The following is a 14268-nucleotide window of genomic DNA, read 5'->3' on the forward strand; positions in this document are numbered from 1 at the left end:
ATGGTTTTAAATTAGCAGGTGAAGTTTAAAAAGCGTGCAATAGTTTAGGGTAAACAATTTCTTTAAAAAGTTTTGTTAAAATAAAATCCAAAAGGTAATTCTAAGCGTAGATAGGGCAGAAATAAATACTAGAACTATTTATGAAAACCAAGAACACTACCAAAGGGAATATGAAAACTTTAAAAAACACTACCAATAAAACAGAGAAGAAGCCTTTCTTTTCTAGAATGAAACATCTAATTGAAAATGCCAATGCATGGGGTATTTTTGTAATGGGAAGCACATTCGTGCTAATGTTTGGTTCAGCTTACTTAGCTTATATTCTACAAAACGACTTCACACAATTGCATTTGGAAAGAAGAAGTACCATGATCGGATTTATATTCATGATCGTAGCTGCTGCTTTTTTCGTTTTTAAATTGAGTTTCTTTATTTACACATTTATTAGATTTCTAAAATATAAGGCTATTCCATCGGTATCTAATGAAGAGTTACCGACGGTTACCGTTATTGTACCTGCGTATAATGAAGGCAAACAAGTTTGGGCAACTTTAAAAAGTTTAGCAGAAAGTGATTATCCAGAAGATAAAATTCAACTATTGGCTATTGATGATGGTAGTAAAGATGATACCTGGACTTGGATGCAGGAAGCTAAAAAGGAATTGGGCGATAGAGTTTCTATTTGTCAACAACCTAAAAACATGGGTAAACGTCATGCATTGTACAGAGGTTTTAATGAAGGTACAGGTGAGATATTTGTAACTGTTGATAGTGATTCTATCGTTGATAAGGATACTTTGAGAAATCTAGTAAGTCCGTTTATCGTTGATGAAAATTGTGGTGCTGTTGCAGGTAATATTCGTGTATTGAATAACGATAAGATTTTGCCTAAAATGCTTGACGTAAGTTTTGCACTTAGTTTTGAGTTTGTACGTTCATCTGAAAGTACTTTAAACTCCGTATTGTGTACGCCAGGTGCTTTAGCAGCTTACAGAGCTACTGCAGTATTCGGTTGTTTAGATGAGTGGATCAATCAAACCTTTATGGGTCAAGCTTCAGATATAGGTGAAGATAGAGCTATGACAAACATGATTTTAAAGCAAGGTTTCCACGTATTATTCCAAAGAAATGCATTTGCGTATACTAATGTTCCTGAAAAGTATAAAGGGCTTTACAAAATGTTCATTAGATGGGGTAGAAGTAATGTACGTGAGAACATTCAAATGTCTAAGTATGTATTTAGAAACTTTAGAAAAGGGCCAAAAACAGGTACAAGATTATTGTTCTTTAGCCAATTCTCAAGAATTGTATTATGCTACCCATTTGTATTGTTCATGTTGGTATTTGTGTTCACTCACCCATTATTATTCTTAAGTTCTACTTTTGTAAGTATATTGGTTTTATCAACTTTTCCAGTATTGTTCTATGCTAAAAGATACTCGATTTCCGAGTCGGTTTGGGCATATTCATACAGCGTACTTTTTACGTTCGGTCTTTTTTGGATAACTCCTTATGCAATTGTAACCGCAAGTAGAAGTGGTTGGTTGACTAGAGAGTTGCCAACAAAATAATTGAAGATATTATAAAATGAAAAAAGGGTCTCAATGTATGTTGAGACCCTTTTTAATGGTTTGATGTTGTTGAATTACGTTGTGAATTTAAGTTAAATTTTTTAAAGGATTCCATTCTTGATAAAATTGTTCTAAAAAATCTATCATGTATTGATGACGTTCTTCCGCCAAACGTTTACCTGTTTCGGTATTCATTTTGTCTTTTAAAAGCAATAATTTCTCGTAGAAATGATTCAATGTAGGTGCTTCTGACTTCTTATATTCTTCTTTGGTCATTTCTAAATTAGGCGGTATACTAGGGTCATAGAGGGCTCTATTCTTAAATCCACCATAATTAAATGCACGAGCAATTCCAATGGCTCCAATAGCGTCTAAACGATCTGCATCTTGTACTACTTTGAGTTCTTTAGAAGTAAATAGCTTCTTCTTCATCTTGCCGTCTGTTAAGCTGGCTTTAAATGAACTGTATTTTATAATATTGGTTACATGGTTGATCGTTCTTTTAGGTACACCAAGACTCAACAAAAAATCTTCTGCCATTTTTGGTCCCAAAGCTTCATCACCATCATTAAACTTAGCATCTGCAATATCATGAAGAAGTGCACCTAGGCTAACGACTAAAATATTGATGTCATCTTCTTCTTTTGCAATTAACATGCTGTTATTGAATACACGTTGAATGTGAAACCAGTCATGCCCTCCTTCGGCATTTTTCAAGGTTTCTTTGACAAATATTATGGTTTCTTCTACAATTTCTGAATGGGTCATTTAAAGGAATTTATCCCGCTAACTACGGATGCTTCAATTTGTTGGATCAGGTCATCTAAATTGCCTTTATTCTCTAAAGGTTGCTGAACTTCTATACGAACCTTAGCTCCCAATCCCATTGGAAATTGCCCGAAGCGAACCAATTTCCACGAATTATTGATACTTATAGGAACAATCAGTGCAGAAGGAGCTTTTTTAAGAAGCATTTTAAGCCCCATGGGCTTAAATGGTTTTGGGTGTCCGTCTCTACTTCTGGTCCCTTCCGGAAAAATAACTGCGCTTCTGTTATGCTTTTCAATATAAGTACCAAGTTTCCCAATTTCCATGATGGCAGATTTACCATCTTTTCTGTCTATAAGTACAGATCCACCATGCACTAGGTTAAATGAGACGCTAGGTATGCCTTTTCCCAATTCTTTTTTACTCACAAACTTTGGATGGTGTTTACGCATATACCAGATTAGGGGCGGTATGTCGTACATGCTTTGATGGTTGGTGACAATGATCAAAGGTCTATCTGTTGGTAAATCAAAATTATTGGTGAAGTTGTATGTAGTACCTAAAATGTTTGTACTACGCATTAAACAAAAGTTAAGCTTGCTTACTGTGGGCTTTAAGCCTTCATATCCAAAAAGTTTAAAACCTAACCATTGAATGGGATGAAATATCCCAAGACATAGACCAAATGCTATAAAAAAAATGGGTGTTAATATATAAGAAAGCAACTTCTGCATCTTACAAAAATAAAAAACCGCTCAATTAGAGCGGTTTTTTAATCCTATTATTTTGTAGGAATATTGTTTATGCCGTAAAATTTAGCAAAACTCGTCGTAAGCCTGTGCTAAATTCTGAGCGATCATTTCAGCTGGTCTACCTTCAATATGGTGACGCTCGATCATGTGAACTAGCTCTCCGTTTTTGAACAATGCCATAGATGGTGAAGATGGAGGGAAAGGAACCATTAGGTTTCTTGCTGCATCAACAGCTTCTTTATCTACACCAGCAAAAACGGTTACTGCAAAGTCTGGTTTTTTATCGTTCTGCAAGCTCATTTTGGCAGCAGGTCTCGCGTTTGCCGCTGCACAACCACAAACAGAATTTACAACAACTAAAGTTGTTCCTTCTTTATTGATGGCATTTGCTACCGCATCTGCTGTATATAATTCTTCAAATCCGGCAGAAGCCAGGTCATCTCTCATTGGTTTTACTAATTCCGCAGGGTACATATTCTTAATGTTTTAATTAAACTATCACAAAGATAATCAATTAGTCGCAGCACTGCTTCAGACCTTAACTTTTCATTGGCCTAACTTTCTATTCGTAATATTTTATCTTTGGCAAAATTGAGCATACGAAATGATTAAATGGTTGGGAGCCATAATAGGCTTTTCTTTTAGAGGATTATCTGGAGCGGTGTTAGGATTCTTTGCCGGTAGTATTATAGATAGCTTTTTTGGGTCTAATAAAGGCAGTGCGCGTAGCGTGTTTGAAGATTATACTAGACCAAATGTAACTGCGGCAGATTTTGAATTGAATCTTTTATCGCTCTGTTCTATCGTTATTAAGGCAGATGGACAAGCTAGCCAGTCAGAAATGGATTATGTTCGTCAGTATTTTGTAAGTACCTATGGTAAGGACAAAGCGAACGCTATTTTTAGAAGTTTTAACGAGATCAATAAGAAAGGTCAGATATCTGCACAGAAGGTATGTACTTTTTTGGCGCAGCGTACGCGTTATGAAGTACGTTTACAATTGCTTCATTTTTTATTCGGTATTGCACAAGCAGATGGTAATATTAGCAATCCTGAAATTCAGAAAATTAGGGAAATAGCAGGATATCTTAGGGTTTCTTTAAACGAATTTGAAAGTATAAAGGCCATGTTCGTTAAATCTGCGAACAACTCTTATAAAATTTTGGATATTCAAAAATCCGCTACGGATGCCGAAGTGAAAAAGGCGTATAGGGCAATGGCTAAAAAATATCATCCAGATAGGGTGAATACAAAAGACGAGGCTATTAAGAAAGGTGCAGAAGAAAAGTTTAAGCAAGTACAAGAGGCTTATGAGACCATTCAAAAAGAACGTGGATTAAATTAGAATACTAATTATATAGATATAGTGGAATGCAAGAATTTTGGTTTTATATAGAATTAGGTTTGCAACATGTGTTGGATATCAATGCATATGACCATATATTATTTTTAGCTGCGCTGGCACTACCATTTACTTTTAAGAGTTGGAAAAATGTATTGCTTTTGGCTACTGTTTTTACTTTTACCCACTGTTTGGCATTAGTATTTTCTGTTTACGAAGTGATGGTGATAGATGCTAGTTGGATTGAATTTTTAATACCTGTTACCATTGTTAGCACGGCTCTTTTTAATTTAGTGGGTAGTACAGATAAAAAAGACGATAAAACTATTTGGTTTCATGTTCTCGTTACCGGTGTTTTTGGACTAGTACATGGTTTTGGATTCTCTAATTATTTTAAAATGATGATTATGGGAGAAGAAGACAAGCTGGCCCCGTTATTAGGTTTTGCCGGTGGTATTGAATTATCTCAAGTAGTTATAGTTTTGCTGGTATTGATGTTGGCCTATGTGATCCAAACCATATTAAAGGTGAAACAAAGTTTATTTGTAATGGTAGGTAGTATTTTGATTATACTTATAACGCTACCATTGCTTTATGAAACATTTCCTTTTTAGATTGTTAAAGTTTAGCCTAAGATATTGTTGATACTGATCAAAGCAACTACCTTAGGGATAAGTGCTTGAATAAAGCTTACTGTAAATGAAGAAAGAGAAACAATTAAAATATGATAGAGCCTATTTAAGAATGGCTAAAGAATGGGGTAAATTGTCTTCATGTAAAAGGAAACAAGTAGGTGCAATTATAGTTAAGGACAGAATGATTATTTCTGACGGATATAACGGCACCCCAACAGGGTTCGAGAACTACTGTGAAGATGAAGAAGGGTATACCAAATGGTATGTTTTACATGCGGAGGCTAATGCCATACTTAAAGTAGCCAGTTCTACACAATCATGCCAAGGGGCTACATTGTACATTACTTTATCACCTTGTAGAGAATGTAGTAAGCTAATTCACCAATCTGGCATTAAACGTGTAGTGTATCAGGTAGGCTATAAAGATGATTCAGGATTAAAATTTTTAGCAAAAGCTGGAGTTGAATTACAACATATGCCAGAAATAAATGTTACTATCTAACGTTTACATTAATGATGAATAAAAAATACAGTGCTCTATTTCCTTTAATTATCGCTTCTGCACTTGCATTAGGGTTTTTTATAGGCGGAAAACTGAATTTTAATGACTCTCCAGAACGTCTTTTTTCTACCAATTCTAAAAAAGACAAACTCAACAGGCTTATAGATTACATAGATTATGAATATGTAGATGATGTAAATACAGATAGTATCGTAGATGTTACGGTAAATAGTATACTAGAAAAATTAGATCCTCATTCTGTATACATTTCAGAAAAAGAAATGTCTGGTGTAACCGAAAATATGAAGGGCGATTTTGTAGGTATCGGTATTAATTTTTATACCTATAAAGATTCTATAGCTGTTATCAAAACCGTTAAAGACGGTCCAAGTTATTCTAAAGGTATTTTGCCAGGTGATCGTATTTTAATGGCGGATGAGGATACCTTGTTTGGGAAAGAATTTCCTAGTGAGGTTATTGTTGAAAAACTGAAAGGTAAAGAGGGTACATCTATTGATCTTAAAGTATACAGAAAATCAGAAGATAGAACTTTCAATGTCAAGGTTAGGCGTGGTATAGTGCCTTTAAAAAGTGTTGACGCCTTTTACATGTTAACTAAGGATATTGGGTATATAAAAGTGAATCGTTTTGCAGAATCTACTTATGAGGAATTTAAGGATGCTTTGATAAAATTACAGAAGCGTGGTGCAGATAAATTAGTGTTAGACTTACGTGATAACCCTGGTGGTTATTTAGGTATGGCAGAAGAAATGGCTGATGAGTTTCTTGAAGACGGTAAGCTTATCTTATTTACCAAGAACAAGAAAGGAAAGATCAATAAGAGTTTTGCCACGGATCACGGTAGTTTTGAAGATAAGCCAATTTATGTTTTGATTAATGAAAGGTCCGCCTCTGCTAGTGAAATTGTAGCAGGTGCTTTACAAGATAATGACATAGGTACTATTGTTGGTCGCCGTTCTTTTGGTAAAGGCTTGGTGCAGCGAGAAATGGCTTTAGGTGATGGTTCTGCTGTAAGACTTACTGTTTCTAGATATTATACTCCTACGGGTAGAAGTATTCAAAAAACGTACGCTAACGGTACCAAAGATTATTATCAACGTTTTACAGATCGGTTCCATAGTGGTGAAATGATATCCGTAGATAGTATTAAGGTAGCAGATTCTTTAAAATTTACTACTCCTAAAGGAAAAGTAGTATATGGTGGTGGCGGTATTATACCTGATGTTTTTGTGCCCATTGGTAGCAATGAAGAAGAAGCTGTAGAGAGTATGGATAATTTAGGTTTCCTTTCCTTTTTTGTTTTTGAGCACTTAGATGAAGATAGAGAAAGATATGCTCAATATAATCAAGAAGAATTTGTGAACGATTTTAGAGTTGACGATATACTTTTTGAGAAGTTTGTAACCTATTCTGTAGATAGAAATTTGAGAATGAATTTCTATGATTACGAGGATAGTATTAAAAGATTTTTAAAAGCCAATATTGCAGAACAGTTGTTCAATACCAATATACACGCTAAAATCAAGGCAGATGAAGACCTTATGCTTCAAAAGGTATTGGAACTAGATGGCGGTGTAATTACCCAAGAAGAATCTGCTGAAATTAACGCTAACAACTAATCTTTATTGATCTTATCTTGAATTTTTCTGCTGGTAACAAATACCAAAAGAAGCACAATGGCGCATAATGAAGCCATTATTCCAATTAATGCTATGGTACTATTTTTCTCAAAAGGGTCGGCAAAATTCACTAGAGTTACATTATAGGCTATAAGTGCTACTGCAATTACTATGAATATTATGGATAATGTCTTGCTCATAAACTTGTTTTTATAAAAGTACAACCTTCTAACGGTCTAGAAAAGTTCATTAATATTAGCGGCGAATAATTTAACAGCTATTGCCATAAGAATTACTCCAAATACTTTTCTGATAACGTTTACTCCGTTTTTACCTAACATCTTTTCAATCTTAACAGATGATTTAAGAACTATAAAAACGAAAATTATATTGATGACAATGGCTACGATTATGTTCTCTACGTAATACTCTGCGCGTAAAGAAAGTAATGACGTTAGTGTACCTGCACCGGCAATTAAGGGAAAGGCAATGGGTACTACTGAAGCACTTTCGGGTTCATCATCTTTGTATAGGGTAATACCTAAAATCATTTCAATGGCCAGAAAGAAGATAATGAAAGCACCTGCTACTGCAAATGAATTTACATCAATACCAATTAAACCTAATATTTCATCTCCAAGAAACAAAAAAGCGACCATAATTACGGCAGCTACAATTGATGCTTTCTCAGACTGAATATGACCTACTTTTTTTCTGAGACCAATGATAATGGGTATGCTGCCTAAAATATCAATTACGGCGAATAGTACCATACTAGCGGTAGCAATCTCTCTTAAGTCGAAATGAAAATCCATCCTTCAATTTTTTGCAAATTTACGTTTATAACTATCCAATTGGATGTTTATTGATAAAATTTTCTAAGACCTATACTTTTTAAAAAATGTATCTTGCGCCCTTTAAATTAGGTTATGTTTCAATTAGGGAAAACCATAGTATCCGAAGAGATAATAGAAAACGATTTTGTGTGTAATCTTAGCGCATGTAAAGGTGGCTGCTGCGTTGATGGCGAAGCAGGTGCACCGGTAGAGGATTCTGAAACCGAAATAATGGTTGATATCTATGCTAAAGTAAAACCTTTCTTAAGACCGGAAGGTGTTGCCGTTATTGAAGAGCAGGGTGCTTTTGTAAAAGGTGAAGATGGGGAATGGGAAACTCCTTTAGTACACGGTAGTGAATGTGCCTATGTTATTTTTGATGATAAAAAGGTGGCTAAATGTGGTATTGAAGAAGCATATAACCAAGGGGAAATTGATTGGAAAAAACCTGTTTCATGTCACTTGTACCCAATTAGAGTACGTGAATACACAGAATTAACTGCGGTTAATTATCATAAATGGCAAATTTGTGATCCGGCTTGTGCCTTGGGAGACGAACTAAAAGTGCCGATATACAAGTTTGTAAAAGAGGCGTTGATACGTAAATTTGGAGAAGAGTGGTATGCTGAATTAGAAGAAGTGGCAAAAGACCATCTTAAATAGTAGGTATGTAAATTACAATCTGCGTGCCGATCGGGTTGGTGTCATCATCAAACTTATCAATGATATCTACATGAAAATAGTTTTCATAATCTCGTGAGAAATTTGCCAAACGTTCCTTGGTGATATCTATACCTACAGATTTTCTTTTTAGCAATTTACCGTCCTTAATCTTTTCTGCAGCGTCCCTACCAACACCATTGTCAGTAATAACTATTTCTATAAATCCGTTTTTACCTTTTTTAACCTCTAAATCTATATTCTTAATCCCATCTTTTGATGATAGACCATGCCATAATGCATTTTCTAAAAAAGGTTGCAGTATTAAGGAGGGTATTTTAATATGATGTGGGTCTATATCATCCTTTATATCTATATTAAAGTTAATTTCATTTGAAAATCTAATATTTTCAATATTCATATATAACTCTACTGTTTCAAGTTCTTCTGCCAGTGATATCTCTCTTTGAGAAGATGCTTCCAATATTTTACGTACAAGTTTTGAGAATTTATTTAAATAATGAACGGCATTCTTTTTCTCATTATTTATAATATATAATTTAATGGAATTTAGTGAATTGAATAAAAAATGCGGATTCATCTGACTACGCAGCATACTTTGTTCTAAAGTCAATAGTTTCTTGTCTGCGTTTAATTGACTTTGACGGTAAAGAATGTACAAGATACCAATCAATAAAATCAAAGAAATACCAATGATGATAAGCATGGTCTTATTCTTTTTTAGCCTTAATCGCACAGATTCATTCTCTTGCGCAAGTCGTTCTAATTGGTTGGCTCTTATTTGAGACTCATACCTTAAGATCATGTCATTAACATATCTAAGGTTGAGCGTATTTGTTATTCGTTCTTCATATTTTTTTGATTCCTTATAATACTTCATGCCTTTCTCAAAGTCATCCTTCTTGATCCATAATTCTGATAAGAATTTGTTGGCATCTGCTATTTCAACATTGAAATCATATTTCTCGGCAAGTGCTAGGCCAGATTCTAAATTTGTTTCTGCAGCATCATAATCACCCAAGTTAATTAGTGCCCAACCAAGATTAATGTAAATAGTGGTGATAATTTTTTGGTCGTTAAGAGAAATGGCTTTTAGTAAATTAGATTGTAAAATATGAATAGCTTCCTTCACCTTACCTTGGTGAACGTAAATATGGGCTATGTTGTAATTACATTTTATTTTACCTCTACTAGAGTTTATTATTTCATAGTATACTAGGGATTTTCTAAAATTTTTTAAACCAGGCTCCAAGTCTCCTTGAGATTCATAGCATTCTCCTAAGTTGAGGTGATTTATAGCTAAGCCTAACTTGTCATCTAATTCTTTTTCTAGTACCATGGCCTTTTCGTATTTCTCTATGGCCAGTTCATATTGCTCAAGCATTTGATAAATACTACCGATACTATTCAAGGACACGATAATACTTTTTTTAAGACCTAAACTAGGATTTGCTTTGGTCTCTGCTAGTTCTAGTGCGTCTTGACTATAATCCAAGGCAGACTTGAAGGCATCAGTACGTCTATAGACCGTACTGATCATGTTAAGACTATAAACTCTAAATTCAATATTATCGCCTTCTACGGCTACTCTAAGTGCTTTTTGATAAAGTTCTAGGGATTTATTATATAAAGAATGGTCGCGGTAAATGCTACCAAGATTATTTAAGGCATAGGCTTGCCCTGAATAGTATTTTTTGGAAAGTGATTTTTGTTCAATATAGCGTAAAGCGGTACTATCGTTGCTGAAAGAGCTTAGCAAATTATCTATCTCTTGACAAGTTTGGGGTCTGGTTACTAATATACTATCCAAATTGTCTTGTAAACCAATAGGTATGTCTTGAGAGTAACTATCGTGCGATAACACCAAAGTGTACAGAAGAAGAAATAGAATTTTGTACTTGAATATATGCACTATACGTTTATGGAAAAGCTTGAGTATTATGTATTAAACCAAATTAAGGATTTATAACATGTCTAAAAAATCTGATTTTTTCTGCCTAGATACAGGTATTTTATGATTCGATTTTAAGACAACATAACCATCTGTCTTTAAAAATTCCTTTATCTTGTTTAAGTTGATAATGTATGAATTATGAATTCTGAAAAATGAATCAGACGGTAGTAATTCATTTACTTCTTTTAATTTTTTGGTAAGCACTATTTTTTGACCATCGGTTAAGAATATAGTGCTGTAATTTCCGTCAGATTCAGCGTATAATATTTCATCGCTTTCCAAAAATAACAGTTTACCATCTGTATTGAGCGTAATACGTTTATGCACCGCTCTAGAGTTGTAATTGATAAGTGCCATTTCTAAATTTTCAACAGAGAAATTTTTGCTATTGAATTTTTTAATCTTTACAATGGTTTCTTCTAAATCATCTGTATCAATTGGTTTCAAAAGATAGTCCAGAGCCTGACTTTTTATTGCTTTTAAGGCATATTGGTTGTAAGCTGTGGTAATTATTACGGGAAAATTTTTATTGGTCAGTTTACTAATAAACTGAAAGCCATCCATAGTTGGCATTTCTATATCTAAAAATAGACAATCTGGCGTGTGTTTTTCTAAATAAGCTAGAGCTTCGTTAGGGTTTGTAAACGAAGCTATTACATTGATTTCATCACTAAAGTTTGTGAGCTCCCAAGTTAAACTTTGAAGGGCTTTAATTTCATCATCAACGATTACAGCTTGCAACATAAAAGATCGGGTATCAAGTTAGAAAGTTATGAAAAATTAAACGCATGTACAGTTTTCAAGTGCTAATTTGTATCAATGGAAGAAATATTAGTGTAATCGGTATATTTTGGACTAAGGGTGAATTGGTTATAGTAATGCTTACAAAAAGAGAGAAAAAGATTACAAATATTGTATTTCTTAATATTGTCCTAATTTTTGGTATCCGTTTATACATAAAAAGAGACAGATTATACAAAATAGGTCTACCAGTTTTAAGCATAAATTTACCTTTAGCAAAGAACTTCAGTGTGTTATAAATAAATTTGACATGAGAAAATGTGGCATGATGTTGACATTGTTTATAGTAGTCTTATTGATTGCTTCTCAATTTATGTCAGAAAAAAAAGAAGATTTAAATGAAAATTTAGCTCTGGCAACCGAAGTTCAAAAACAAAATATAACTAGACCATAATTATAAATCATGCAGAACATTAAACGATTTATAAATAAGTCTTTTAAAATGTTTTGTTTTGGTTTTATACCATTAATGTTGCTTGCAGGTGGATCAAAAGAAGATTTTGATACATCTAGTTTAGATAACGGAACATGTAGTTTTAATGTCGAAGGACAACTAAGCTTTCATTTAAATGGAGCTGCAACCTTTGAAAATAAAACTGAAGAAGATAGGTTTGGTAATAAGACAAATAAATTGTTATTGCGTTTTAAATCATGCAATGATAAGGAGATGCAAACTTTGGAATTTATAATTGCATCTAATATAAAAGGAAAGTTTGGTGTACAAGCCGGCAAACATAAAATTAAAGACCTAAATTATTTGATAAGTAATTTCAATGGAGTTTATGGTTTTGCAGATTTAGGTAATGTAAGTGAATTACCTTTTTTTATAAAATCTGGAGATATAATAATCACTGAAAGTTTTTCTAACAAAGTCGATGGCAAGTTAGAAGTGCAATTAGTAAATGCGGAAGGAGAGTTGTTAAAAATTAAAGGCTCTTTTAATGCAGATATAAAAGCTTAAAATTAAAATTTAGTACGGTTCTTAATAAGATAGTGTATGTTATCTTATATCTAATGTTTGAGCGCCAAAATAAGTATAACTACGATTCGTCGTATGATTACGTTCTAAGAAAAGGTTTCGGGGGAACTACCTTTATTAGGCTTGGTGGGCATTTTTCATAACAGAAGCATTAGTGGGGCCGTACATTTTTTATGTCAAAAATTAAATCATTCACCTAATTTAGATTATTAAGTTTCATGATTAATAATAACTCTATGTATTTAAAAATGAGTAGTATAGTGTTAGAGAATGATTAAAAAATTAATCAAGATTAGTAGGACTTTAAAGATTATTTTGAAATAAGAGAATAAAAAAGACCCCGCATTGTGGGGTCTTTTTTATATACGGCTAAGCCGAGGTTAAGTAAGGGGATTCTTATTTATCGTTTTTGATATATGGCTTTAATACTGTAGAAAAAAGTAGCGCAGCTGCATATATCATTAATATTGTGATGTAGTTTTCCATAGCTTAAGTATTAGAGTATAAGTTATATACGCAGCAAATTCCATTTTGGATTACGGAAACTTGATGGTATCGTTAAAAAAACTATGATACGTTAATCTTATGGCACTTTTAAGATTAAACCATTTATAACTAAGTCTAATTTGAAACAATTCAAAAGAATGGGACTTTACCTTTTTATAGATATAAAAAGATAATTTGGAAGCCAGAAGTAAACTGGCATAGACGAGTACTGCTTGTAGGTATTGGGACATATACAAAAGAACGAATAAGTAAGTTATTTCTTACATTGTAAATATGTATTTCATCGAATAGTTGATTCTTTTTCGATGAAATACATATTATGCTCCTTAGCTTATGTCTAGGGTCAATAAAAGTGATCAACATAATTATAAAAAATCATCTACTTTTTTATATGCTTCAATTACCGCTAGTTCCCCTTCTTTACCGTCCCTAGAGTTGCCATGTTCCATACCAAGTACTCCATCAAATCCTTGTGCATGAATCCATTTGAAAACATTTTTGTAATTGATCTCACCCGTAGTAGGTTCGTTTCTGCCAGGATTATCTCCTATTTGAATATATGCAATTTCAGACCAAGAGGCTTCCATATTAGGTATTAGGTTTCCTTCTTGTATTTGCTGGTGGTATATATCTAACAAAATTTTACACGATGGTGAGTTGACCGCCTTACAAATCTCGAAAGCTTGTGGGGAGTCTGTTAAAAACAAACCTGGATGATTTCTAAAATTCAATGGTTCTAATACCATTGTAATATTGTGTGGTTCCAGTAACGCAGATGCTTGTTTAAGGCTTTCGACGACATTAGCGGTCTGGTAGCCCATTCTTAGTTTAAGATCTACATGACCGGGTACTACCGTCATCCATTTGGCATTTACACGTTTGGCAACTTCAATAGAGCTTTTTATATCATTTAAAAATTCTTCTCTTTTGGTTTGATCACCAGATGCTAAATTTGGGGTTTTCCAGTGTATTTCGTGGGCAACGAACACGCCCATTTCTAAACCTCGTTCTTTCATGGTCTCAGCCATCTTTTCCTGTTGTTCAATAGGACGTTTACGCATTTCATTATCTTCAAATGCGGTGTAACCTTGATCGGCCATGAAGTTCAATTGGTCTATGGGGTCCTCACCGGCCAGATGTTTGAACATGCCTAAATGTGGTGCGTATTTTAAATTATACTTATGGGTCTTAGGCTTATTGTTCATTGTGTTAGCATAAGTTAAAGTACTGCCAAGTGAAATGGCACCCGTGGTCAATGCAGATTTCTGTATAAAACTTCTTCTTTTCATAAGTGGTTGAT

At 33.7% G+C, this 14268-nt stretch carries 15 protein-coding genes; 7 read left to right on the plus strand and 8 right to left on the minus strand.

Translation table 11 applies throughout. The features are described from left to right. The first annotated feature begins 140 nt into the window (after window positions 1–140). Window positions 141–1571 (plus strand): glycosyltransferase family 2 protein, encoded by a 1431-nt coding sequence (locus UH1x_RS09690; RefSeq protein WP_482626376.1) that lies wholly within the window; start codon window positions 141–143, stop codon window positions 1569–1571. Window positions 1572–1658: 87 nt separating this feature from the next. Here the strand turns inward: UH1x_RS09690 and UH1x_RS09695 are convergent, their stop codons facing one another. The 3 genes from UH1x_RS09695 to UH1x_RS09705 all read right to left on the minus strand — a co-directional run bounded on the left by UH1x_RS09695 (window position 1659) and on the right by UH1x_RS09705 (window position 3565). Beyond that, the gene (locus UH1x_RS09695; RefSeq protein WP_482626377.1) at window positions 1659–2339 is read right to left on the minus strand and encodes an HD domain-containing protein; all 681 of its coding nucleotides are present in this window, start codon (window positions 2337–2339) and stop codon (window positions 1659–1661) included. Continuing rightward, window positions 2336–2920: a lysophospholipid acyltransferase family protein gene (locus UH1x_RS09700; RefSeq protein WP_482626378.1), complete on the minus strand. Its 585-nt coding sequence runs from the start codon at window positions 2918–2920 to the stop codon at window positions 2336–2338. Before UH1x_RS09700 ends, UH1x_RS09695 begins: the two co-directional genes overlap by 4 nt. Window positions 2921–3154: 234 nt before the next feature. Then, window positions 3155–3565 (minus strand): BrxA/BrxB family bacilliredoxin, encoded by a 411-nt coding sequence (locus UH1x_RS09705; RefSeq protein ID WP_027065332.1) that lies wholly within the window; start codon window positions 3563–3565, stop codon window positions 3155–3157. 130 nt (window positions 3566–3695) lie between these two features. Here UH1x_RS09705 and UH1x_RS09710 point away from each other — a divergent pair, with 130 nt between their 5' ends. The 4 genes from UH1x_RS09710 (at window position 3696) to UH1x_RS09725 (ending at window position 7210) form a co-directional block, all read left to right on the plus strand. Beyond that, a complete protein-coding gene (locus tag UH1x_RS09710) occupies window positions 3696–4436 on the plus strand; it encodes a TerB family tellurite resistance protein (protein WP_482626379.1) in 741 nt (246 codons plus the stop codon). A 26-nt stretch (window positions 4437–4462) separates the two neighbouring features. Continuing rightward, a complete protein-coding gene (locus UH1x_RS09715) occupies window positions 4463–5047 on the plus strand; it encodes a HupE/UreJ family protein (protein ID WP_482626380.1) in 585 nt (194 codons plus the stop codon). Window positions 5048–5132: 85 nt separating this feature from the next. Then, window positions 5133–5570: a deoxycytidylate deaminase gene (locus UH1x_RS09720; protein WP_482626381.1), complete on the plus strand. Its 438-nt coding sequence runs from the start codon at window positions 5133–5135 to the stop codon at window positions 5568–5570. Window positions 5571–5584: 14 nt separating this feature from the next. Further along, window positions 5585–7210: a S41 family peptidase gene (locus tag UH1x_RS09725; RefSeq protein ID WP_482626503.1), complete on the plus strand. Its 1626-nt coding sequence runs from the start codon at window positions 5585–5587 to the stop codon at window positions 7208–7210. Here the strand turns inward: UH1x_RS09725 and UH1x_RS09730 are convergent. Both UH1x_RS09730 and UH1x_RS09735 read right to left on the minus strand, forming a co-directional pair. After that, window positions 7207–7410 carry a hypothetical protein gene (locus UH1x_RS09730; RefSeq protein ID WP_276491622.1) on the minus strand — a complete coding sequence of 68 codons (204 nt, stop codon included), beginning with the start codon at window positions 7408–7410 and terminating at the stop codon, window positions 7207–7209. The two genes, UH1x_RS09725 and UH1x_RS09730, sit on opposite strands and share 4 nt — an antisense overlap. Window positions 7411–7446: 36 nt before the next feature. Further along, window positions 7447–8025, minus strand: coding sequence for a MarC family protein (locus UH1x_RS09735; protein WP_482626382.1), 579 nt, complete (start codon window positions 8023–8025; stop codon window positions 7447–7449). Window positions 8026–8139: 114 nt separating this feature from the next. On the opposite strand from UH1x_RS09735, the gene UH1x_RS09740 reads away from it, so the two are divergent. Further along, window positions 8140–8709, plus strand: a complete 570-nt coding sequence (locus tag UH1x_RS09740; protein WP_482626383.1) for a DUF3109 family protein — start codon at window positions 8140–8142, stop codon at window positions 8707–8709. On the opposite strand, the gene UH1x_RS09745 is transcribed toward UH1x_RS09740, so the two are convergent. Beyond that, entirely contained in the window at window positions 8702–10537 is a 1836-nt protein-coding gene (locus UH1x_RS09745; RefSeq protein WP_482626384.1) for a tetratricopeptide repeat-containing sensor histidine kinase, read from the minus strand. The two genes, UH1x_RS09740 and UH1x_RS09745, sit on opposite strands and share 8 nt — an antisense overlap. 153 nt (window positions 10538–10690) lie before the next feature. Then, window positions 10691–11425 carry a LytR/AlgR family response regulator transcription factor gene (locus UH1x_RS09750; RefSeq protein ID WP_482626385.1) on the minus strand — a complete coding sequence of 245 codons (735 nt, stop codon included), beginning with the start codon at window positions 11423–11425 and terminating at the stop codon, window positions 10691–10693. Between the two features lie 460 nt (window positions 11426–11885). Here UH1x_RS09750 and UH1x_RS09755 point away from each other — a divergent pair, with 460 nt between their 5' ends. Further along, complete coding sequence (locus UH1x_RS09755; RefSeq protein ID WP_482626386.1) at window positions 11886–12443, plus strand: hypothetical protein; 558 nt, start codon at window positions 11886–11888, stop codon at window positions 12441–12443. A gap of 890 nt (window positions 12444–13333) precedes the next feature. On the opposite strand, the gene UH1x_RS09760 is transcribed toward UH1x_RS09755, so the two are convergent. Then, window positions 13334–14257: a hydroxypyruvate isomerase family protein gene (locus UH1x_RS09760; protein WP_482626387.1), complete on the minus strand. Its 924-nt coding sequence runs from the start codon at window positions 14255–14257 to the stop codon at window positions 13334–13336. Window positions 14258–14268: the final 11 nt, after the last annotated feature.

The sequence above is a fragment of the Maribacter sp. UH1 genome (genome assembly GCF_056839145.1).